Consider the following 20,289-nt stretch of genomic DNA (forward strand, 5'->3'; position numbering starts at 1 on the left):
AACAAAAAAGGCAGCCATGCTGCCTTTCTGGACGATCTTCGCCGAAATTACATGCCGTATTTTTGGCGGAATTTCTCAACGCGACCAGCGGTGTCCACGATCTTTTGTTTGCCAGTGTAGAACGGGTGGCACTGTGAACAGACTTCAATGTTCAAGTCTTTACCGTTAGTAGAACGGGTTTTAAATTTGTTGCCACAGCTACATGTGACGTTGATTTCCGGGTAATTTGGGTGAATATCAGCTTTCATGCTTTCTCTCTAATCTTAAGCAGTTGCAGTAAACGCGCGATTATCTATGAATTCGTCTGCTTTATCAAGCACAATCTCAAAAATATTTGTATCGTTGGCAGCATTAGCCGCGACGCATACTGTCAAAAAAGTCGTTGTTGCTCTTGGTGGCCTTGATTTTATCAAGCAAGAATTCCATCGCCTCGAGGTCGTCCATGGGGTAGAGCAATTTGCGCAATACCCAGATTTTCTGCAACACATCTTTATCCAGCAACAGTTCTTCGCGGCGGGTGCCCGACTTGTTGACGTTGATCGCCGGGTAAGTGCGTTTCTCGGCCATGCGTCTATCCAGATGGATTTCCATGTTGCCGGTGCCTTTGAATTCTTCGTAGATCACATCGTCCATGCGTGAGCCGGTATCAACCAGCGCCGTGGCGATGATGGTCAGCGAACCGCCTTCTTCGACGTTACGTGCCGCACCAAAGAAGCGTTTTGGTTTTTGCAGGGCATTGGCGTCCACACCACCTGTCAAGACCTTGCCGGAAGACGGGATCACCGTATTGTATGCACGCGCCAAACGCGTGATGGAGTCGAGCAGGATGACGACATCTTTTTTGTGCTCAACCAGGCGTTTGGCTTTTTCCAGCACCATTTCAGCCACTTGTACGTGGCGGGTGGCCGGTTCGTCAAAGGTTGAAGCCACCACTTCGCCACGCACTGAGCGAGTCATCTCTGTCACTTCTTCCGGGCGCTCGTCGATCAGCAATACGATCAGAATACAGTCAGGATGGTTGGCCGTAATCGCGTGTGCAATATTTTGCAACATCACCGTTTTACCGCTTTTCGGACTGGCGACCAGTAAGGCGCGCTGACCTTTACCAATAGGTGCAATCATGTCGATCACACGGCTGGTGATGTTCTCTTCACCGCGGATATCGCGTTCCAGCGTCAGTGGGATGGTCGGGAATAGCGGGGTCAGGTTCTCAAACAGAATCTTGTGTTTGGTATTTTCGGGCGCCTCGGCATTGACGCTGTCTACCTTGACCAGCGCAAAGTAACGTTCGCCTTCTTTAGGCGTGCGGATTTCACCTTGAATGCTATCACCTGTGTGCAGGTTGAAGCGGCGAATCTGTGAAGGGGAGACGTAAATGTCGTCGGGACCTGCCAGGTAGGAGGTATCGGGTGAGCGCAAAAAGCCAAATCCGTCAGGCAACACTTCCAGCGTGCCATCACCAAAAATGCTGTCGCCCTTTTTTGCCTTGTTTTTAAGGATGGCAAAAATGAGATCCTGCTTGCGCATACGGCTCGCATTTTCAATGTCGTTGGCGATCGCCATTTCGACCAGTTCGGTCACAGGAAGGTGTTTAAGGTCGGATAGGTGCATGAATAACTCGCAAGATTGAAAAACATCTGAGAGATTGAAAAGGAAACCCGGTTTCGCAGACGTTGAAACCGGGTAAAGAAGTTAGATGTTGCTGTCGATGAACGCGCTGAGTTGAGATTTGGACAAGGCGCCCACTTTGGTGGCTTCAACATTGCCGTTTTTGAATAACATCAGCGTGGGAATGCCACGGATACCATATTTAGGCGGTGTGTTCTGGTTGTCATCAATGTTGAGCTTGGCAACTTTCAGGCGACCCGCATACTCTTTGCTGATCTCATCCAAAATCGGCGCAATCATCTTGCAAGGTCCGCACCATTCTGCCCAGTAATCAACCAGTACCGGAATCGTGGATTGCAATACTTCTTGTTCAAAGCTGGCGTCGCTTAAATGGGTAATGTTGTCGCTCATTATTGCCTCTTAAGATTGGTGAAGGATGTAAGTCAATAGTAGACAGGGTATCAACAGAAAAATTCTGAATGTGTTTGACTAAATATTGTTTAGGCTAAACGTTATTTGAATCAGTTGAATCAATTATTTTTGAATGAGTAATTTGCTGAAAACTGAAATTACTAAAAAGATTGCAGCTAGTATAGCAACAGTTTTCAAGCATAATCAAGTTTTTCCCTGCATTATTGTTTGTAAATGCGGCGTATCTTCATTAAAAACAAGAGGGCTTGATGTTATTTAACATGTTGCGCATCGGATGGCTGAGTCTATGGCTATTATCAAGCATGAGCGAGACCCAGGCGCAGGAGGCGACCAAGGACTGGGTGATGCAGGATATGGCTGGTCATAAACATCAGCTTTCCCAATACAAAGGGCGTTGGCTGGTGGTGAATTACTGGGCCCCCTGGTGTCCGCCCTGTCTTGAAGAAATGCCTGAACTGGTGACGTTTTATGATGCCCATGTTAATCAAAACGTGATGGTGCTCGGGGTGGCGGTCCAGTATGAGTCTGTGGCCTCAGTCAAGAAGTATGCCGATGATATGCTGATTTCTTATCCGGTGGTGCTCGGTGAGGCGCAAAAGCCGACGGCTCACAAGCCTGAAGTTTTGCCCACTACCTATATTTATGCGCCAGATGGCCGCTTGTATCAAGTTAAACGCGGCGCGTTGAGTCGCGCCTGGTTAGAGCAGTTACTCAAGGAATCCGCGTTTAATGTCCCCGTAAAGCCCTAGTCTAAATGTTGACTGCTTCGCCGGCTGGGTTGATCACGCTCAACTGGTTCTCTTTTGCAAACTGCATCAGCTGCTCAAAGCCAGCCGGATTCACGTCTTTAAGCTTCATATCCACAGACAGGCTGCGTACATTGTTGACCAGTTTTGGTTTCAAATAGGGCGAGTAGCGCAGCTTCTTGTCAACGCCAAAGCTGGCATAGGTGCTACACATCCGGTCTACCCAGTCGCTCGGGCGGAAAGGTTTCCCTGCCAGTGTGATGCCTTGAATAATAATTTCCTGAGTTTCCATGCGGATTCCTTAAAAAAAACAAATTAATAGTCAGGGGTAAGCGTTATCAGTATGTGCACTGGGTCGCGTGCAAGGCGCACAGCAAGACTGCAATGTGTCCGCATCGCGACTGATGCCGCCTATCCTTAGTTGGTGTATTCGAAAACCTTGACCACCTTGCTCACGCCTTCGGTGCTTCTGGCGATTTCGACGGCATCATTGGCCTCTTTTTCAGAAACGATGCCCATCAGGTAAACCACACCGGCTTCGGTCACGACTTTAACGACATTGGCCGGAAACATATTTTCGCTGACAAAACGGGCTTTGACCTTGGTGGTGATGTAAGCATCATTGGTGCGGTCACTGATAGAAGAGGCAAAGCCTATGGTTAAGGCATTGTGTATGCTGCGTACGTTTGAGATTTCGCGGGTCAGCGTTTCAGCCTGGGCTTGTTGTCCGGCGTTAGGCACTTCCCCAGTCAGCAACACGATGCGGTTATAGCTGGTCACATTGATATGTGAAGCTTTATCCATATATTGCGACATGCGCTTCATTGTTTTGAGTTCAATATTCTCGTCTTCAACATAAATGCCTGAGGTGCGACGGTCTGCCGCCATTGAGCCACCGACTGCGGCACCGCCAACGACAGCCGGGAAGCAGCCTGTCAATTGCACGGTCAATAATACCAATGCGATCAGTGAGAGTTTTTTGATCATGAGAATTCCTTGTGATGACTAGGTGAAACAAACGGATGAGCTAATGTGACAGGCATTCAAGCATAAAATTCTACGCTTTTTATGTGTCGATTGCATTACGAATCCATTCTGGCGATTGGTAGCTGCTGTTGTCAAACAGAATGGCATCAAACCGGCAGGGCGGCTGGCGATTCAGGCTTTGCAGGTAATACTGCGCGGCGCGCAGCAGTTTTTGCTGCTTGTGATAATGAATACTGTCGGCCGCACTGGTGAATGCCCGGTTGCTGCGCAAGCGCACTTCTACAAACACCAGCGTGTTCTTTTCGTGCATGATGAGGTCAATTTCGCCATAGCGGCAGCTGTAATTTTGTGTCACCAGAGTGAGGCCCTGCTGTTGCAGAAAGCGCGCAGCGGCTTGCTCCGCAGCCAATCCCTGATTGTTTTGATTCAGCTTCATAGGGTTCTCACCAGAATAATGCCTGCATTTGCGTTGTTGAATACGCAATGAAACAACTTAGCGAAATGCCTGCGATGGCATAAAATAGCGCGATGACAGAGTCAGGCACATTATATGTAGTTGCGACGCCTATCGGCAATCTGGGCGATATCACGCAGCGCGCAATCAGCACATTGCAGCTGGTGGATGCGATTGCCGCAGAAGATACCCGGCATACGGTGGGGTTGTTAAGGCATTTGGGCATCAGCAAGCCTTTACTGGCGGTGCATGAACACAACGAGCAGCAATCGGCACAAGGCTTGATCAAGCGTCTGCAGGCTGGGGAGTCGATTGCCCTGGTGACCGATGCCGGTACACCTGCTGTCAGTGATCCTGGTGCGCTGGTGGTGCAAGGGGTGAGGCAGGCAGGATTGGCGGTGGTGCCGATTCCAGGCGTGAGCGCCGTGATTACGGCATTGTCGGCCGCAGGCATCGCACAGCCCGGTTTTTACTTTGAGGGTTTTTTGCCCGCCAGTGGCTCGCAGCGGCGCAAGCGGTTAGAGATATTGAAAACGCTGCCAACCACGCTGGTGTTTTACGAGGCTCCCCATCGCATTGTGGAATGTGTCACTGACCTGACCGCTGTGCTGGGTGGTCACCGTCAGCTGACGCTGGCGCGCGAGCTGACCAAGACCTTCGAGACCATACACACCTGTGGCTTGGCCGAAGCGGTCGCCTGGTTGCAGGCAGACCCCAACCAGCAACGTGGCGAGTTTGTCTTGCTGCTACATGCTGATGTGCAGGAAAAAGCCGAGGGTCTGGATGAGGAAACATTAAGGATACTGCAACGCCTGTTACAGGAGTTGCCCCTCAAGCAGGCGGTGGCACTGGCCACCGATATCACCGGCCAGAAAAAAAATGAACTCTATGAAGCGGCGCTGGCGTTCAAGGCCGCCAATACTCATGAATAAAGGTATGAATGCATGACAACCAAAATTACCCTCACCCGTCCCGATGACTGGCATTTGCATCTCAGAGATGGCGAAGGCTTGAAAGCCGTATTGCCGGATACGGCTAAACAGTTTGCACGCGCCATCGTGATGCCCAACTTGCGGCCACCTGTGACCACCGCCGAGGCCGCGCTGGCTTACTATCAGCGCATTAAACAAGCCTTGCCAGCCGGCATGGTGTTCGAGCCCCTGATGACGCTGTATCTTACAGATAATACGCCTGCCAGTGAAATTGCTGCGGCACGTCAATCTGGGGTGGTGCATGCGGTCAAACTCTATCCGGCGGGCGCTACGACCAACAGCGACTCAGGCGTGACCAGCCTGCAAAAATGTGCAGCCGCATTGGCCGAGATGGAAAAGCAGGGCATGCCCTTGCTGATACACGGTGAAGTCACCGATGGCGATGTCGATGTGTTTGACCGTGAAAAAGTATTTATCGAGCGCCATTTGCAACCGCTGCTCAAGGATTTTCCTGGCCTTAAAGTGGTGTTTGAGCATATCACCACGCAAGACGCCGCCGAGTTTGTGGCGGCCGGGCCAGCCAATCTGGCCGCCACCATCACCGCCCATCATTTGCTGATGAACCGCAACGCCATGTTTACTGGTGGTATCCGTCCGCATCATTACTGCCTGCCGGTGCTCAAGCGCGAAACGCATCGCGCCGCACTGGTCAAAGCCGCGACCTCCGGTTCGCCCAAATTCTTTTTGGGGACAGACAGCGCACCACATCCAAAATCTGCCAAAGAAGCTAGCTGTGGCTGCGCAGGCATGTATACCGCGCATGCGGCGATTGAGCTATACGCCGAAGCCTTTGAAGAGGCGGGCGCGCTGGATAAGCTCGAAGGTTTTGCCAGCTTTTATGGCCCGGATTTTTACCATCTGTCACGCAATACTACTCAGGTGACCTTGCACAAACAAAGCTGGCTGGTGCCTGAGAGCATTCCTTTTGCGGATGATGCGCTGGTGCCGTTGCGCGCCGGGCAGACTGTGGCATGGAAGCTGGTTTAAAGTTGCCAGTTGATCGGCGCTTGGCCCTGTGCAGCCAGATAGTCATTGATTTTGGAAAACTGGTGATTGCCAAAAAAACCACGGTGCGCCGAGAGTGGTGAAGGGTGCACCGATTTTAAAACCAGATGTTTATTGGGGGCTATTATGGCCCCTTTCTTTTGTGCGTAGCTGCCCCACAGCACAAACACCAGGCCTGTCCGCTGTGCATTCAATGCAGCAATCGCCGCATCAGTAAACTGCTCCCAGCCACGGTTCTGGTGCGAACCGGCATTGGCCATTTGTACTGTCAGGGTGGCATTCAGTAACAGCACCCCTTGATCCGCCCAAGGTGTCAGGTCGCCACTCCCACTCATGCGCACCCCAAGATCGGCTTCAATCTCTTTAAAAATATTCATGAGTGAAGGAGGGTGTGCGATGCCTGCAGGCACGGAGAAGCTTAGGCCATGGGCTTGCCCCGGCCCATGGTAAGGGTCCTGGCCGATAATCACCACGCGGACTTTATCGAAGGGCGTGTGATTAAAGGCATTAAAAATCAGAGGGCCTGGCGGGAAAATGGTTTTACCGGCCGCTTTTTCCTGTTGCAAAAAAGCCTTGAGCGAGTGCATATAAGGCTGATCGAATTCTGCGCCAAGCACGGCTTGCCAGGTCGGGTCCAGTTGGCCGGGTTTTTCTGTTGAGGTCATGAGCATTCAAGTCCAGGATAATTCCGCACATTATAGGGTGTTCGTTCAGGCATGGTAAAATAGCAATGAAGCCAACCAGACAGTCGCCGCCTGTGCAAACAGGGGGAGGAAAGTCCGGGCTGCACAGAGCGGGATGACGGCTAACGGCCGTACGCTGAAAGCTGGCAACAGTATAAGGCGAGGAATAGGGCCACAGAGACGAGTAAGCCTCTTTAGTGAGGTGGATGTGAAACGCGGTAACCTCCATCTGCAGCAATATCAAATAGGCTGGCATTTTACGCAAGTAATAAGGCGTGGCTCGCGCTGCCAGCGGGTAGATAGCTTGAGCGTGTGAGTAATTGCACGCCTAGAGGAATGACTGTCAGCTACGCAAGTAGTTACAGAACCCGGCTTACCGGTTGGCTTTACTTTTTATTTCGCGATCACTTTCCAAGTGGTCGCTTCCTTGGCCGTAGATCAGGCCGCCTCACCCATCTATTCCTCAATGAGTCATGTGCTGTGGGCTGTTAAAGCATGCTGGGCCTCGACGGGGCTCTTCCTGACGCAGATGAAGACGCTTAAATCAACAATATAGTAGAGTCTCTACAACGGCTTGATATTCCTTTTAGTTCTACGGGAAGGTATTTGCGGGCTGTCACAGTTGCGGTGATTGATTTTCGATCAGTCTGGCGTTTTGAAAAGACGTGTTAAGGGCAGTCTGGCAGGTAGCCTTTGAAGCTGTGCGTTCGCGAGACTTTCTTGTATAGTTTGCGTATTAATCAATAAAAACGGTGATGGATGATGGGGATGTTGAGTAGCTTGGGCAGGGGGATCATAGCGATCATCATCGCTGTGCTGTCCATTGGCTTGGTGCAGGCCTCTCCTCAATCGATAGAGGGTGTCTGGTCGCTAGTCCATGCCTATAAAGGCGGGCAAAGTCCCCAGCAGTTTCTCTCTGATCCACTGCGTCAAAAGTACGCGCCTGTTGCGACGGTGAGTCCGAGAGGCGGGCATTATCTTTATATTGCTTCGTTTGAAATCAAGACAAACAACGCGTATGTGGTTGATTTCAAAAATACCAGTACCATAGAGTATTTCCAGCATCAGGTGTATGACGAGCAAGGGCATGAGGTGGCGAAGCTGGAAGGGGGGATTGGCCGTCGAATTGAGAATCCCTTTTTCTTGAGGCATGGCCGCAGTGTCAATCTGGCACCAGGTAAATATGTCTTGGCTACGCAACTGATTTCTACCAATTATTTGGCGATTCCCGAGCCTTATTTAGATGATGAGGCCAGCTACATGCATGCCATCAAGCGTGGAAATGCGCTGACGCTGTTTGGCTTGGGGGTCTTTTGGGGGTTGGGCATCTACTATACGGTACTGGCGACCAGCCGTAATCGTAAAGTGGAGGCCATGTATGCCATTTTTATTGCGGGTAATTTTCTTTTTAACAGTGCCGCCCTGCTTGTTCTTTCCGACCTGTTTAATCTTCACTCCATCTATTGGGCTTCGATGCCTATCCTGTTTTCCAGTATTGCGTACATCCTGTTTGTGATGCATTTGCTGGAAATCAACCCGTATCAACACAAGCGACTCTATGCGGCGGGGCGGGTGATTTTAGTGGTGATGATATTGTTTTTGTTGTTGGCCATTGCTTTCCCCAATTGGGCATTGGAATTTTGCCGCTATGAAGTTGGGCTGTTTTTATGTTATGGGCTGGCTACGGCCATCAGGCAAAGCCAGCGTAAAAATGCCACTGCCAAACGCTATTTAATCGCGATTAGCCTGTTTTTTGTGTCGGGGATTATTACGATCAGCCTAAGCAAAATGCATCAACAGTTTGATTTGTATATCGAACATCTGGGCTTGGTGAGTGTGGCCATTGAGGTGGTATTGCTTGCATTGGTGCTTTCTTTTCAATTTGCCCAATTGCATAAAGAAAAAGAAGAGGCATTAGAGGCGCTGGGCATGACGGAGAAAGTAGCCAATTCGGATGCTTTAACCAGCCTGCCTAATCGCTATGCGTTTGTAAAAGCGCTGGATCGGCTACCCATGCAGAGTAGCCTGACCTTTATTGATCTGGATGGACTTAAGTTTTATAACGATCATTACGGGCATGCACGTGGAGATGAGTTGCTGATCTGCTTTGCAAAAAAATATCAGCATTATTTAGGCAGTACGCTCATCTTGTATCGATTGGGTGGGGATGAGTTTGCCGTATTAAGTCACAAAGGTGAGGTGGTCGTTGTAGAGCAGGCGTTGCAAGAGGCGGTTGAAAATATGCGCCGTGAGGGGTTTGAGTTTTCCGGGGCCAGCGCAGGGTCCGCCTATTATTATGAGGTTGATAATATCTCTGAGTTTATGCGTTTGGCGGATATGCGCATGTACGAAAATAAGCGCGTGCGCAAAATACAATAACAAAACAAGAGCCGTAACACGGCAAGATCAGTTGCGCTAAGGATGCCATGTTCATCAGTGCGCAGCATTGGGGCAACATATTGTTAGTCAATCAAGGGGGAATTTATGTTTGCAGCTGCAACAACACGTTCTGCGCTGGTGATGACCATTTTGGCGATGATACTCATCCCATTGATCTCATCCTGGTTTGCTTATCCATCTACGCATCTTCCGCCTGGCTTCGGTATTTTTCCGCCGCAGTTTGTTGAAGACCCGCCTGGCTTTAATTTGATCGTGTTTGTTGTCATTGCTCTGCTCGAAGCCGCGGTCGCGATTTTTTTACTCTTCCCGCAATGGTTTGGCTTTAAGCCTGTCGCACCTTCTCCGCAGCCTGTCCCGCGCGCCCTGCCTTGGTGGTTTTGGGCCGGGATGGTGGTCACGCTGTTTTTCTGGTGGTTGATGTGGGCGCGTACGACCCCGTTTGGTGATCTGGTGTATTACGCGTTCACCCCCATGTGGTGGGGATTTATCTTTGTGCTCGATGGCCTGACATTCCGCTATGCGGGCGGCTACTCGCTGTTTGCCAGCCGCCCCAAGACATTTCTGATCAGTGCGGCTGTCTCGCTAGGTGGCTGGTATTTCTTTGAGTATTTTGATTATTTTGCCTTGGGTAACTGGTATTACCCCAATACAGATGATATTCCTGCATTAAGCCATGCCAAGATCGTATGGATTTTTCTGTTTGCGTATACCACTGTGTGGCCGGCGATTTTTGAGTGGTATACCTTGCTCAATGCGTTTCCAAAATTTGTCGCACGCTATGCACAAGGTCCTGCGCTCTCACTGCCAGCCAAGCCGATGTTATATCTGAGCTTTGTCTTGTTGGCTGCCGTACCGTTCTGGCCATATCCATTATTTTGGGCCATGTGGATTGCGCCTTTAATCGGCATTAGCGCCATATTGATGCTGCTGGGCATCTGGACGCCATTTACCGATGTCGCAAAAGGCAATTGGAGTCCAGTGCTATTAATGGCGCTGAGTGCCATCATTAACGGCTTGTTCTGGGAGGTGTGGAACTATGGTAGCGCGCATCCCGTATTGCCGGTCACCAACCCTAATTATTGGGTATACGATATCCCTTACGTGAATGTAATACATATTTATGTCGAAATGCCGCTGCTGGGCTTTGCCGGGTATTTGCCGTTTGGGGTGCTCGCCTGGGTCATATTTCTCTGGGCGGGCAAGGTATTTGGATTTAATACTGACATTCTCAAGAGCGGTCAGGGACATTAAGGGCTGGCGCCATTGTCCAGTGAAAGTCATCTGGCAGGTTAAGCTGAACTCAGCTTAACCTGTGTCTGTTTACCACTGTTTGCTCAGCATCATGTGCAGGAAAAAACCGCCGTTATTCGCTTCGGTATTTTGTCCGAACACATTGCTATTGTAAGTCACGTCTTTGGGCAGCAGCCATTCGATACCACTAGTGATTTTCCAGTTGGCATCAAGCTTGCGAGCCATGCCCAGCGTGATGTGTTGTTCTAGGGTCGCCGCCAACAGCGCGCTGGAATTTTGCCTGGGTACCGGATTCTTACCATAGTTGTAACCTGCATATAGCGTCGTTTTGTCGTCGTAGCGATAGGCCGCGCCCAGGGCGTAGACCAGTTGATCATGCCAGTTCTGCGGGTTGACCGTTCTCAGTTGACTCGCTGCTGATGGATTGTCAGGATCTTGCCAAGTGGTGGTGACATCCTTAATGGCATCGCTCCATTGTATCCAGTTGATTTTGGCGGAGAGCAGCCAACGGTCATCCGGTTTGAATGCAGCACCAATCGCTACCTCGCGCGGCAGTGCAAACCCCTTAATGCTCAAGTCACGATAACGGACCACCCCAGATGCGCCATTATTCACCAATGATGTCCCGCCAGTCAGTGGCAATTCTGTTTTTTCGGTGTAGCTAAAGCCCAGTGTCCATTGCTCATCCAGTCGATATTGCACGCCTACCTTAAACCCTGGGCGTATCGTATCTGCACCTTTGTTTTTAAACCCTGAAAATACGTTGTTCGGGACAGAAGTGTTGTAAAAAAAACCTTGCTTGATGCTGGCGTAATTGATGCTCAGTACGGCGCCTACGGATAAACGGTCATTCACCTGGCAAGCCATGCCCGGCGTGATTTTGGCGATACCAAACAAAGAGTACATTTCGTCATTGGTGCCAAACGGCGTGTTGATATGCTTAAACACCGCCCCGGCCCCGCCTTGGGTAAAAAAGCCGATGCCCGCAGTACAGGGTAGATCCTCCAGTGCTTGTGCATATCCGCCACCAGCCAATAAGGTATAACGATTATCTGCGTGTTGGTCATTGCGCGCGTCAACCTGTTCGAGATGGGTGGTGCGCAGCAGTGAGCCGTAAGCATCGAACTGCTTGCTTTTGATTTGCACCAGCCCGGCCGGGTTGGTATTCAGTGCGCTGGTATCCCGTGCCACAGCGGTATCCGCTCCGCCCATCAGGGTGGATTCAGCGCCGTAACCAATGAGCAGAATGCCATTGGTTGCCCGCACTGGCAGGCTCAGTGCCATTAAAAGGAGTGGGAGTAAACGGATTGTGCGGAATATCATCGGTGGCATGACTGAGGTCTAATTTTGGCTAGGGTCTAATTGATAAGTTAACTTTTTAACTATGTATTCGGACCCGCCAGTTATACCGCTTTTACAACGTATTTGATTGGGCGATTAAACAGGGATGCATGGGCCAATTTTGCAAAAGCATATCTTTTTTAAGGAAGTTTTCCTATATGTTTATAGCGGTAATCATTGTTGAGTGGTCTGTTTGAGAGGGCCTTAGGCTAAATAAGCGCATGTCAGGCATTTTTAATGGTTTAGCGTCAGTCGTATTATTTGGTTAGAGCAGTTGGTTTGTGTTCCCGTTGCCAGGCATCTAATAGGGCTTCCATTCTCTGCTGGTGGTAGCCGCGCACCACCTCTCCTGCCACTAATAAGACGGGAACGCCGTTTGCCGCCAGTCGCTGGTATTGGCTGCGCGCTTCTTCTGAGGTTTCGATATTCATTTCCTTATAGGGAATGCCTTTCGTTGCCAGCAGTGCGCGCGTTTTTTCGCAATAGGGGCACCAGTCGGTGGCGTAGAGCACCACTTGCCCATGGCTAAAATCTGGTGGCGGGTTCAGGTAAAACCACCAGGTATGCCATTGCATGGCCAGCAAAATCGCTGTCCCTAAAATCAGGAAGTTTAAGCGTGGGGAAAGTTTCATCAAAAGAGTGTATGTGGGATGGCGGGCATGCTTGCCTAGACCTATTTTTTGCCTAAAAAATCGCCAGAAAATACTGTTTTTTAATTATTCAATAATTTCAATGGGATAGCTATCCTTATTAAACAACTTTATGTATTAATTGCGCCAATGCGTTGATTTGAATTGCTTTGTTAAAATGCTCTAAGTCATTGTCTTTAAAAGAGATTTTTTCACCCAAAGTGCTTGCCAAGCACTTTTTTTTTATCTATAGTGTGCAAAAGGGTGATTTTGTGTTGAATTGTGGGAAATTATTCCTTTTTTCAACAAGAAATAGGGTTAAGGATCAAAATTGATGTTTCGCGGGGCGGTACAGTTGAGTTTGGATGCGAAGGGGCGGCTAAGTGTGCCGGCCAAGCATCGTGACGTCCTGACGGCCGGTGGGCAGGGGGAGGTTGTGCTGACTGCGCATCCTCACCGTTGCCTAATTTTGTATCCAAAAGCAGCTTGGGAGCCGATTGAGACCAAGTTGACCAGTTTGTCCAGTTTTAATCCTCAAACCAGTGGTATTCAGCGCATGATCGTCGGTCAGGCAGATGTGATGCATCTGGATTCTGCGGGCCGCTTGCTGGTGAATGCTGTACTGCGCAAATTTGCCAAGCTCGACAAGGAGGTGATGATGGTCGGGCAGGGTAGTCATTTTGAATTGTGGGATCTGGCCGCATGGGATCAGCAGCTGGAAAGCCTGATGGCGGCAGATCAATTACAGATTCCACAAGAACTCGAAGGATTCTCGCTATGACGCGGGGCGCGAAGTCAGCGCCCGCGTCCTTGACGGAAACGTCAGTGTCACCAGCTGCCGCCAGTCATATCACCGTGTTGTTGCATGAGGCGGTGGATGCCTTGAATGTGCGGGCGGATGGCGTGTATGTGGACGGGACGTTTGGCCGTGGCGGACATAGTCGCCGCATTCTTTCCCAACTGGGTAGTGAAGGCCGTTTGATCGCGCTGGACCGTGATCTGGCGGCTGTTGCGCATGGGCAGGCGATTGCTGATGCGCGTTTTAGCATGGTGCATGCGCATTTTTCCTCCATGGCGGGGGTGCTTGAGTCGTTGGGTGTGCAGGCGGTGGATGGCATTTTGCTCGATCTGGGGATTTCGTCGCCACAGATTGATGAGGGTGAGCGTGGTTTTAGTTTCCGTTTTGACGGGCCGCTGGACATGCGTATGGATCAAAGCCGCGGCAAGACTGCGGCACAGTGGCTGGCTGAAATGCCAGAAAAACAATTGGTGGAGGTGATTAAAGATTATGGTGAAGAACGGTTTGCTAAGCAGGTTGCAAGGGCGCTTGTTAAAGAGCGCGAAGATGGGCATGCCATCACCACTACAGGACAACTTGCCAAGATCGTGGCAGGCGCCATCCCCAAGAATGAGCCGGGCCAGAACCCTGCAACGCGCACATTTCAGGCTTTACGGATTTTCGTCAATCAAGAGCTTGAGGAACTCTCGCTAGTGTTGCCGGATTGCTTACGTTTGTTGCGCCCGCAAGGCCGTCTGGCGGTGATCAGCTTCCATTCGCTGGAAGATCGCATCGTCAAACGCTTTATTCAGTCGGAAGCCGATCGTGACAACCTGCCCGCAGGCTTGCCTGTACGCGCCAAGGACTTGCCACAACCACGCATGATGCCCGTGGGCAAGGCGATCAAGCCAAGCAAGGCTGAAGTGGCAGCAAATGTACGTTCACGCAGCGCGGTTTTGCGCGTGGCTGAACGCACCACGGTGCAGTAGTTAAATGATGCCATCGTTCGAACAAGGCTTAGACCAGTGATCCGGCTCAATTTGATTTTGTTTGCATTGACGATTGCGATGGCGCTGGGTGTGGTCACGGCCCAATACAAGGCGCGCAAACTGTATTTTGAGCTGGACCGGCAAGAAATGCTGACCAAACAGTACATGACCGAGTATGACCAGTTGCAAATTGAGCAGAGCACCTGGGCCATGCATTCGCGCCTGGAAGAGTTTGCGACCACCCGGTTGCATATGCACAGCCCGAGCATGCAGCAAACGCAGGTCATTTTGCTGGATGCGCCAGCGGCGCCCTGAGCAGGCGTGACGAGGATCAACAGTCATGTTGCTTAAGGAAAGCCAACACAAGCTGGTCAAGCTGCCGGCCTGGCGCAGAAGAACGCTGCTGGTCTTGCTGCTACTGAGTTTTGTCCTGTTGCTGGGGCGCGGGTTTTACCTGCAAACCTTGCACAAGGATTACCTGATTAAAAAGGGTGAGGCGTTTTCGCGGCGCAAAGTGGTGTTGATGCCACATCGCGGCAAGATTTATGACCGTAACTTCAAACCATTGGCGATCAGCTTGCCAGTGGAGTCGGTATGGGCTAACCCGACCGACGTACAGTTTACGGCGGCGCAGCTCAAGCAAATGGCGAAATTGCTCGAGATGCCACCCAAAGAGCTGCAACAGAAGTTGCAGAAAAAGAAAAAAGAATTTGTGTATATCAAACGGAGAGTGGCGCCCGATGTGGCAAAACAGGTGATGGCGATGAAAGTGCCCGGCGTATTCAGTCAAAAAGAATACAAACGCTTCTACCCAGCGGCAGAAGTGGCGGCGCATATCGTCGGTTTCACGGGCGTGGATGACACCGGCGTAGAGGGCATGGAGCTCTATCGCAACAATGTTCTGTCTGGCACGCCGGGCAAGCGTGACTTTGTGCGTGACCGCAAGGGGCATGTTGTCGAGGATCTGGTCGCGGTCAAACTGCCGCATGATGGTCAGGATCTGGTACTCAGCATAGACCGCACCGTGCAATATGTGGTGCACCGCGAGTTGTCGCGTGCGGTAGAAAAACACAAAGCCAAAGCGGCGGCAGCGGTGGTGCTGGATGCCAAAACCGGTGAAGTGCTGGCCTTGGTTAACATCCCGACTTACAACCCGAACAATCCGGTCAATGTTGCCAGCAAATTGCGTAACTCGGCCATCGTCAATATTTTTGAGCCAGGCTCGACCATGAAGCCGGTCACAGCGGCAGCAGCCATGGAATTTGGCCCTTACCAGCCCGATACCAAAATCCAGACTGCCCCCGGCTTTTTGCGTATTGGGACCGCCACCATTCACGATGCACACCCGAATCAGGTATTGACGGTGTCACAGGTGATCCAGAAGTCCTCTAACGTCGGTTCGGCCAAAATGGCGCTCGATTTAAACCGCGAGCAATTGTGGAACACCTATGTGCAACTCGGCTTTGGCTCACCTACCAAAATCGGGTTCCCGGGTGAGGCCTCTGGCAAGGTGCGTGATTACAAGACCTGGCGTCCGATTGAGCAGGCCACCATGTCTTACGGGCACGGTATCAGCGTGACCTTGTTGCAGTTGGCGCGTGCTTATACCGTGTTTGCCAACGAGGGCGAATTGCTGCCGGTGACACTGAATAAACTCTCCGAGCCACCTGTCGGGCGTCAGGTGTTTTCAGCCAAAGTGGCCAATTCGGTCAAGGATATGCTGGAGCTGGTCGTGCAGCCTGGCGGCACCGCGATCAAGGCGCAAGTCACCGGTTACCGCGTGGCGGGTAAAACCGGCACGGCGCACAAACTCGGTGACCATGGCTATGAGCACGACAAATATGTGGGTTCGTTTGTTGGCATGGTGCCCGCCTCTAATCCGCGCCTGATTATGGCGGTGATGATAGACGAACCGAGCAATGGCGAATACTACGGTGGTAGTGTGGCGGCGCCGGTGTTTAGCGCGGTGATGAATGATGTGTTGCGTATGCTGGTGATCCCGCAAGACGGCAATGCGCTGCCTGTGACGCCGCCTGCGGATGCGGCTGAAGTCAAGGAGGCGATGTGAGTAAATACATTATTCCCGCGCCCGTCCATGGCATCACGGCAGATAGCCGCAAGGTGGAAAAGCATGGCTTGTTCCTCGCTTATCCTGGTCAGCACAGCGATGGTCGCGATTACATTGCCGATGCCATTGCCAAAGGTGTGAATACTGTGATCTGGGATAGTGAGGGCTTTGACTGGAACCCTGACTGGCAAGTCCACAATATTGCCATTCCCGAGCTGAAATATCAGGTGGGCCATATCGCCAGCCAGTTTTACAAAAATCCATCCGAGCAGTTGTGGTGTGTGGGTGTTACCGGCACCAACGGCAAAACCACGGTCACGCATTGGCTGGCGCAGGCTTACCGCTTTTTGCAGCGGCAGTCTGCTGTGATTGGCACACTGGGCAATGGCCTGCTCGAAGACTTGCAGCCCACGCAAAACACTACCCCGGGCCCGGTAGAGTTGCAAAACATGCTGGCCAACTTTGTGCTGGACCAGGTGCAGATGGTGGCGATGGAAGTGTCTTCGCATGGCCTGGATCAGGGGCGTGTGAATGGGGTGGCCTTTGATGTGGCTGTGTTCACCAACCTGACGCGTGATCATCTGGATTACCACCTGACCATGGAGGCTTATCAGGCTGCAAAACGCAAATTGTTTGACTGGCAGACCCTGTCAGCTGCGGTCATCAATCTGGATGATGCCTTTGGTACCAGCTTGATTGCCGAACTGCGCAAGCAGGGCAAAACCGTGATCAGTTATGGTTTGCAACCAGAGGCAGATATTTGTGCCACGGCCGTGACCATGCATGCCACCGGTTTTGAAATCAAGGTGCGTACACCGCATGGCATTGGCGAAGTGCAATTGCACGCGCTGGGCCAATTCAATGTGTATAACGCATTGGCGGTACTGGGCAGCCTGCTGGCCAACCAGGTAGCCTTGCCTGCGGCCTTGCAGGCGGTCTCGGGGCTGGTGCCGGTGGCTGGTCGCATGCAGATGTTTGGTGGTGGCGACCTGCCTCTGGTGGTGGTGGATTATGCCCACACGCCAGACGCGCTGGAGAAAGCCCTGCATACCTTGCGCATGCAAACCCGCGGCAAGCTGACTTGTGTATTTGGCTGTGGCGGTGACCGTGACAGTGGCAAGCGCAGTGAAATGGGGCGCATTGCAGATGAATTGGCCGATCTGGTGTTGATGACCAATGACAATCCGCGCAGTGAGAATCCCTACGCCATTATTGCGGCGATTGCCGAGGGTATGCGCCGTGAAGCCGCGGTCGAGACTGACCGTGCCAAGGCGATTGCATTGGCGGTTAGCCAGGCGAGCAAAGGCGACGTGGTGTTGGTGGCTGGCAAGGGGCATGAGGATTATCAGGAAATCCAGGGCATCCGCTATCCGTTCAGTGATGCGGAGTGGGTACAAAGCGCATTGAAGAAAAAGGTGAACGCATGATTGCGCTGAAAACCATCGCCGAGGTATTGCAAGGCACTTTGCTGGGCAACGACGTCACAGTGACTTCGGTAGATACCGACAGTCGCCGCGTACTGCCCGGGCAATTGTTTGTGGCCTTGCCGGGTGAGAAATTTGACGGCCATGACTTTTTGCCGCAAGTGGCTGCGCAAGGCGCGGTGGCAGCGCTGATCAGCAAGCCCGTAGAGACCGATTTGCCTGCCGTGCTGGTGAAAGACACCCGCCTGGCGTTAGGCCAGCTGGCCAGCTGGTGGCGCCAGCAATTGGCATTGCCACTGATTGCGGTCACTGGCAGTAACGGCAAAACCACCACCAAAGAAATGATTGCCGCGATTATGCAAGTGCATGTCGGCGGCACCGATCTGGTGTTGGCCACCGCCGGTAACTTTAATAACGATATCGGCATGCCGCTGACCCTGTTGCGTTTGCGCGCAACGCACCGGTGCGCCGTGATCGAGATGGGCATGAATCATCTCGGTGAGATTGATTACCTGACGCGTCTGGCGCGGCCAAATGTGGCGGTCATCAATAATGCGGGCACTGCGCACATTGGTGAACTGGGGTCACGGGAAAACATTGCCAAGGCCAAGGGCGAAATCTTTGCCGGATTGGCTGCGGACGGGGTCGCCGTGATCAATGCCGATAGCGACTTTGCCGATTACTGGCGCGGCTTGAATCCTGCGCGCCGGGTGTTGAGCTTTGGCATGCAGCAGGCGGCCGATGTGCAGGGTGAAATGCTGGCTGGTGACAGTCAGTTCAAGCTTAGCTTTCAAGATGAGTCTGTCGAGGTCACGCTGGCCGTGCCAGGTGCTCACAACGTGATGAACGCACTTGCCGCTGCTGCGAGCTGTCTGGCCGCGGGTGTCAGTCTGACCGAAGTGGCGCAAGGCTTGGCCCGGTTTGCAGGCGTCAAGGGCCGTTTGCAACAAAAAACCGCGGCCTGTGGTGCGCGCCTGATTGATGACACTTATAACGCGAATCCGGATTCGATGAAGGCGGCGCTCGATGTGCTCAGCAGCCTGGGCGCGAATAGCGTGTTTGTGATGGGCGACATGGGCGAACTCGGCGCGGATGCTGAGGCCATGCACGCACAGATTGGCCGCTATGCCAAAGACCGGGGCATACGTCAGTTTTATGCACTGGGCACCCTGACTAAAGCCGCTGCGCAGGCGTTTGGGCCGCAGGCACAACATTTTGAGTCATTGCCTAGCCTGGTCGAGGCCTTAAATCAGGCGGTGACTGCGCAAGACATCGTATTGGTCAAAGGGTCACGCTTCATGCAAATGGAGCGCGTGGTACAGGCGTTGGTTGAGGCGCAAGCCACTGAACAGGTGGGGAAATAGGAAGAGTATGTTACTAGAACTAACAAAATGGCTGGCTTCGGATGTGCATGGGTTTCATGTATTCAACTACATCACCTTCAGGGCCGTGCTGGCGACACTGACGGCCTTGGCGATTTCATTCCTGGTCGGCCCGGCCATGATACGCAAGCTGACCGAATACAAAGTCGGTCAGGCGGTGCGTGATGATGGTCCACAAACTCATCTGGTCAAAGCCGGCACCCCGACCATGGGCGGCGCATTGATTCTGGTCGCCATCGCCGTGTCTACCTTGCTCTGGGGCAATTTGCATAACCGCTTTATCTGGGTGGTGTTGATCACTACCTTGGGTTTTGGTGCGGTTGGCTGGGTCGATGACTACCGTAAAGTGGTCTTTAAAAATCCCAAGGGCTTGTCTGCCAAAGAAAAATATTTCTGGCAAAGCCTGATCGGTTTTGGCGTGGCAGGCTTTCTGTACGCGACCTCCAGCACCCCTGTAGAAACCACACTGATTGTGCCTTTCTTCAAGCACCTGGTGTTTCCGCTGAGTGCCACCGGTTTTATTGTGCTGACCTACCTGGTGATTGTCGGTAGCAGCAATGCCGTCAACCTGACCGACGGTCTCGATGGTCTGGCGACCTTGCCTACTGTGATGGTGGGTAGTGCGCTGGCGATTTTCTCGTATGTTGCCGGGCATGCCGTGTTTTCAAAATACCTGGGGATTCCCTATGTGGCTGGCGCCAGCGAGTTGATGGTGTTCTGCGCGGCAATGGCTGGTGCGGGCTTGGGCTTTTTGTGGTTTAACGCTTATCCGGCTGAAGTGTTCATGGGCGATGTCGGCGCATTGGCGCTGGGCGCGGCCCTGGGCGTGGTCGCCGTGATTGTACGTCAGGAAATCGTGCTGTTCATCATGGGCGGCGTGTTCGTGATTGAGACTTTCTCGGTGGCCGCGCAAGTGCTGTATTTCAAATACACCAAAAAAATGACTGGTACCGGCAAACGCATCTTTTTGATGGCGCCTTTGCATCACCACTACGAACAAAAGGGCTGGAAAGAGACACAGGTCGTCGTGCGTTTCTGGATCATTACCATGATGCTGGTGCTGGTGGGATTATCCACCCTGAAATTGAGATAAGACGAAAACGTCATTGTCAGGCAAACA

General features: G+C 52.0%; 21 protein-coding genes and 1 other RNA gene. 13 read left to right on the forward strand and 9 right to left on the reverse strand.

What is annotated here, in order from left to right:
* Positions 1-47: 47 nt before the first annotated feature.
* The 3 genes from rpmE to trxA form a co-directional block, all read right to left on the reverse strand.
* Positions 48-248, reverse strand: a complete 201-nt coding sequence (gene rpmE / locus INP77_RS11335) for a 50S ribosomal protein L31 (RefSeq protein WP_018987393.1) — start codon at positions 246-248, stop codon at positions 48-50.
* Positions 249-351: 103 nt separating this feature from the next.
* Positions 352-1,611, reverse strand: a complete 1,260-nt coding sequence (rho, locus tag INP77_RS11340; RefSeq protein WP_194749173.1) for a transcription termination factor Rho — start codon at positions 1,609-1,611, stop codon at positions 352-354.
* A gap of 81 nt (positions 1,612-1,692) precedes the next feature.
* A complete protein-coding gene (trxA, locus tag INP77_RS11345; protein WP_194749174.1) occupies positions 1,693-2,019 on the reverse strand; it encodes a thioredoxin TrxA in 327 nt (108 codons plus the stop codon).
* A gap of 269 nt (positions 2,020-2,288) precedes the next feature.
* Between trxA and INP77_RS11350 the strand changes: the two genes are divergently transcribed.
* Positions 2,289-2,789: a TlpA disulfide reductase family protein gene (locus INP77_RS11350; RefSeq protein WP_228518899.1), complete on the forward strand. Its 501-nt coding sequence runs from the start codon at positions 2,289-2,291 to the stop codon at positions 2,787-2,789.
* 1 nt (position 2,790) lies between these two features.
* Here the strand turns inward: INP77_RS11350 and INP77_RS11355 are convergent, their stop codons facing one another.
* The 3 genes from INP77_RS11355 to INP77_RS11365 all read right to left on the reverse strand — a co-directional run bounded on the left by INP77_RS11355 (position 2,791) and on the right by INP77_RS11365 (position 4,209).
* Positions 2,791-3,078, reverse strand: coding sequence for a DUF3579 domain-containing protein (locus tag INP77_RS11355; protein ID WP_194749175.1), 288 nt, complete (start codon positions 3,076-3,078; stop codon positions 2,791-2,793).
* Between the two features lie 125 nt (positions 3,079-3,203).
* Entirely contained in the window at positions 3,204-3,773 is a 570-nt protein-coding gene (locus tag INP77_RS11360) for a BON domain-containing protein (protein WP_194749176.1), read from the reverse strand.
* Positions 3,774-3,852: 79 nt separating this feature from the next.
* On the reverse strand, positions 3,853-4,209 hold the full coding sequence (locus tag INP77_RS11365) for a YraN family protein (RefSeq protein WP_194749177.1): 357 nt from the start codon (positions 4,207-4,209) through the stop codon (positions 3,853-3,855).
* Positions 4,210-4,301: 92 nt separating this feature from the next.
* Between INP77_RS11365 and rsmI the strand changes: the two genes are divergently transcribed.
* Both rsmI and pyrC read left to right on the forward strand, forming a co-directional pair.
* Positions 4,302-5,159, forward strand: a complete 858-nt coding sequence (rsmI, locus tag INP77_RS11370; protein WP_194749178.1) for a 16S rRNA (cytidine(1402)-2'-O)-methyltransferase — start codon at positions 4,302-4,304, stop codon at positions 5,157-5,159.
* A gap of 12 nt (positions 5,160-5,171) precedes the next feature.
* Positions 5,172-6,206 carry a dihydroorotase gene (pyrC, locus tag INP77_RS11375; protein WP_194749179.1) on the forward strand — a complete coding sequence of 345 codons (1,035 nt, stop codon included), beginning with the start codon at positions 5,172-5,174 and terminating at the stop codon, positions 6,204-6,206.
* Here the strand turns inward: pyrC and ung are convergent.
* Positions 6,203-6,895: a uracil-DNA glycosylase gene (gene ung, locus INP77_RS11380; protein ID WP_194749180.1), complete on the reverse strand. Its 693-nt coding sequence runs from the start codon at positions 6,893-6,895 to the stop codon at positions 6,203-6,205. The two genes, pyrC and ung, sit on opposite strands and share 4 nt — an antisense overlap.
* A gap of 61 nt (positions 6,896-6,956) precedes the next feature.
* Between ung and rnpB the strand changes: the two genes are divergently transcribed.
* The 3 genes from rnpB to INP77_RS11395 all read left to right on the forward strand — a co-directional run bounded on the left by rnpB (position 6,957) and on the right by INP77_RS11395 (position 10,558).
* An RNA gene (gene rnpB, locus INP77_RS11385) (RNase P RNA component class A) lies at positions 6,957-7,299 on the forward strand.
* A 376-nt stretch (positions 7,300-7,675) separates the two neighbouring features.
* Positions 7,676-9,286 carry a diguanylate cyclase gene (locus INP77_RS11390; protein WP_194749181.1) on the forward strand — a complete coding sequence of 537 codons (1,611 nt, stop codon included), beginning with the start codon at positions 7,676-7,678 and terminating at the stop codon, positions 9,284-9,286.
* Positions 9,287-9,391: 105 nt separating this feature from the next.
* Positions 9,392-10,558, forward strand: coding sequence for a mechanosensitive ion channel protein MscS (locus tag INP77_RS11395; RefSeq protein WP_194749182.1), 1,167 nt, complete (start codon positions 9,392-9,394; stop codon positions 10,556-10,558).
* A 69-nt stretch (positions 10,559-10,627) separates the two neighbouring features.
* Here the strand turns inward: INP77_RS11395 and INP77_RS11400 are convergent, their stop codons facing one another.
* Positions 10,628-11,824, reverse strand: a complete 1,197-nt coding sequence (locus INP77_RS11400; RefSeq protein ID WP_368667939.1) for an OmpP1/FadL family transporter — start codon at positions 11,822-11,824, stop codon at positions 10,628-10,630.
* A 332-nt stretch (positions 11,825-12,156) separates the two neighbouring features.
* On the reverse strand, positions 12,157-12,531 hold the full coding sequence (locus INP77_RS11405) for a glutaredoxin family protein (protein WP_228518901.1): 375 nt from the start codon (positions 12,529-12,531) through the stop codon (positions 12,157-12,159).
* Positions 12,532-12,862: 331 nt separating this feature from the next.
* Here INP77_RS11405 and mraZ point away from each other — a divergent pair, with 331 nt between their 5' ends.
* From mraZ to mraY, 7 genes are read left to right on the forward strand one after another with little or no spacing between them, the layout of a single operon-like run.
* On the forward strand, positions 12,863-13,309 hold the full coding sequence (gene mraZ / locus INP77_RS11410) for a division/cell wall cluster transcriptional repressor MraZ (RefSeq protein ID WP_194749183.1): 447 nt from the start codon (positions 12,863-12,865) through the stop codon (positions 13,307-13,309).
* Entirely contained in the window at positions 13,306-14,295 is a 990-nt protein-coding gene (gene rsmH, locus INP77_RS11415) for a 16S rRNA (cytosine(1402)-N(4))-methyltransferase RsmH (protein ID WP_194749184.1), read from the forward strand. Before mraZ ends, rsmH begins: the two co-directional genes overlap by 4 nt.
* A 36-nt stretch (positions 14,296-14,331) precedes the next feature.
* Positions 14,332-14,610, forward strand: a complete 279-nt coding sequence (gene ftsL / locus INP77_RS11420) for a cell division protein FtsL (protein ID WP_194749185.1) — start codon at positions 14,332-14,334, stop codon at positions 14,608-14,610.
* 25 nt (positions 14,611-14,635) lie between these two features.
* Entirely contained in the window at positions 14,636-16,363 is a 1,728-nt protein-coding gene (locus INP77_RS11425; RefSeq protein WP_194749186.1) for a penicillin-binding protein 2, read from the forward strand.
* Positions 16,360-17,790 carry a UDP-N-acetylmuramoyl-L-alanyl-D-glutamate--2,6-diaminopimelate ligase gene (locus tag INP77_RS11430; protein WP_194749187.1) on the forward strand — a complete coding sequence of 477 codons (1,431 nt, stop codon included), beginning with the start codon at positions 16,360-16,362 and terminating at the stop codon, positions 17,788-17,790. The genes INP77_RS11425 and INP77_RS11430 overlap by 4 nt, the downstream gene beginning before the upstream one ends.
* Positions 17,787-19,151: a UDP-N-acetylmuramoyl-tripeptide--D-alanyl-D-alanine ligase gene (gene murF, locus INP77_RS11435; protein ID WP_194749188.1), complete on the forward strand. Its 1,365-nt coding sequence runs from the start codon at positions 17,787-17,789 to the stop codon at positions 19,149-19,151. The genes INP77_RS11430 and murF overlap by 4 nt, the downstream gene beginning before the upstream one ends.
* Positions 19,152-19,158: 7 nt before the next feature.
* A complete protein-coding gene (mraY, locus tag INP77_RS11440) occupies positions 19,159-20,262 on the forward strand; it encodes a phospho-N-acetylmuramoyl-pentapeptide-transferase (RefSeq protein WP_194749189.1) in 1,104 nt (367 codons plus the stop codon).
* Positions 20,263-20,289: the final 27 nt, after the last annotated feature.

Source organism: Methylophilus sp. 13, assembly GCF_015354335.1.
GTDB classification, from domain to species: domain Bacteria; phylum Pseudomonadota; class Gammaproteobacteria; order Burkholderiales; family Methylophilaceae; genus Methylophilus; species Methylophilus glucosoxydans.

Bases quoted from the DNA above. Each gene is read 5' to 3' on its own strand.
- rpmE (WP_018987393.1), bottom strand. From the start codon at position 248: ATGAAAGCTGATATTCACCCAAATTACCCGGAAATCAACGTCACATGT.
- mraY (WP_194749189.1), top strand. From the start codon at position 19,159: ATGTTACTAGAACTAACAAAATGGCTGGCTTCGGATGTGCATGGGTTT.
- INP77_RS11365 (WP_194749177.1), bottom strand. From the start codon at position 4,209: ATGAAGCTGAATCAAAACAATCAGGGATTGGCTGCGGAGCAAGCCGCT.
- INP77_RS11350 (WP_228518899.1), top strand. From the start codon at position 2,289: ATGTTATTTAACATGTTGCGCATCGGATGGCTGAGTCTATGGCTATTA.
- rsmH (WP_194749184.1), top strand. From the start codon at position 13,306: ATGACGCGGGGCGCGAAGTCAGCGCCCGCGTCCTTGACGGAAACGTCA.
- murF (WP_194749188.1), top strand. From the start codon at position 17,787: ATGATTGCGCTGAAAACCATCGCCGAGGTATTGCAAGGCACTTTGCTG.
- INP77_RS11395 (WP_194749182.1), top strand. From the start codon at position 9,392: ATGTTTGCAGCTGCAACAACACGTTCTGCGCTGGTGATGACCATTTTG.
- INP77_RS11405 (WP_228518901.1), bottom strand. From the start codon at position 12,531: ATGAAACTTTCCCCACGCTTAAACTTCCTGATTTTAGGGACAGCGATT.
- INP77_RS11355 (WP_194749175.1), bottom strand. From the start codon at position 3,078: ATGGAAACTCAGGAAATTATTATTCAAGGCATCACACTGGCAGGGAAA.
- pyrC (WP_194749179.1), top strand. From the start codon at position 5,172: ATGACAACCAAAATTACCCTCACCCGTCCCGATGACTGGCATTTGCAT.
- INP77_RS11425 (WP_194749186.1), top strand. From the start codon at position 14,636: ATGTTGCTTAAGGAAAGCCAACACAAGCTGGTCAAGCTGCCGGCCTGG.
- trxA (WP_194749174.1), bottom strand. From the start codon at position 2,019: ATGAGCGACAACATTACCCATTTAAGCGACGCCAGCTTTGAACAAGAA.
- INP77_RS11360 (WP_194749176.1), bottom strand. From the start codon at position 3,773: ATGATCAAAAAACTCTCACTGATCGCATTGGTATTATTGACCGTGCAA.
- rsmI (WP_194749178.1), top strand. From the start codon at position 4,302: ATGACAGAGTCAGGCACATTATATGTAGTTGCGACGCCTATCGGCAAT.
- INP77_RS11390 (WP_194749181.1), top strand. From the start codon at position 7,676: ATGTTGAGTAGCTTGGGCAGGGGGATCATAGCGATCATCATCGCTGTG.
- ung (WP_194749180.1), bottom strand. From the start codon at position 6,895: ATGCTCATGACCTCAACAGAAAAACCCGGCCAACTGGACCCGACCTGG.
- mraZ (WP_194749183.1), top strand. From the start codon at position 12,863: ATGTTTCGCGGGGCGGTACAGTTGAGTTTGGATGCGAAGGGGCGGCTA.
- rho (WP_194749173.1), bottom strand. From the start codon at position 1,611: ATGCACCTATCCGACCTTAAACACCTTCCTGTGACCGAACTGGTCGAA.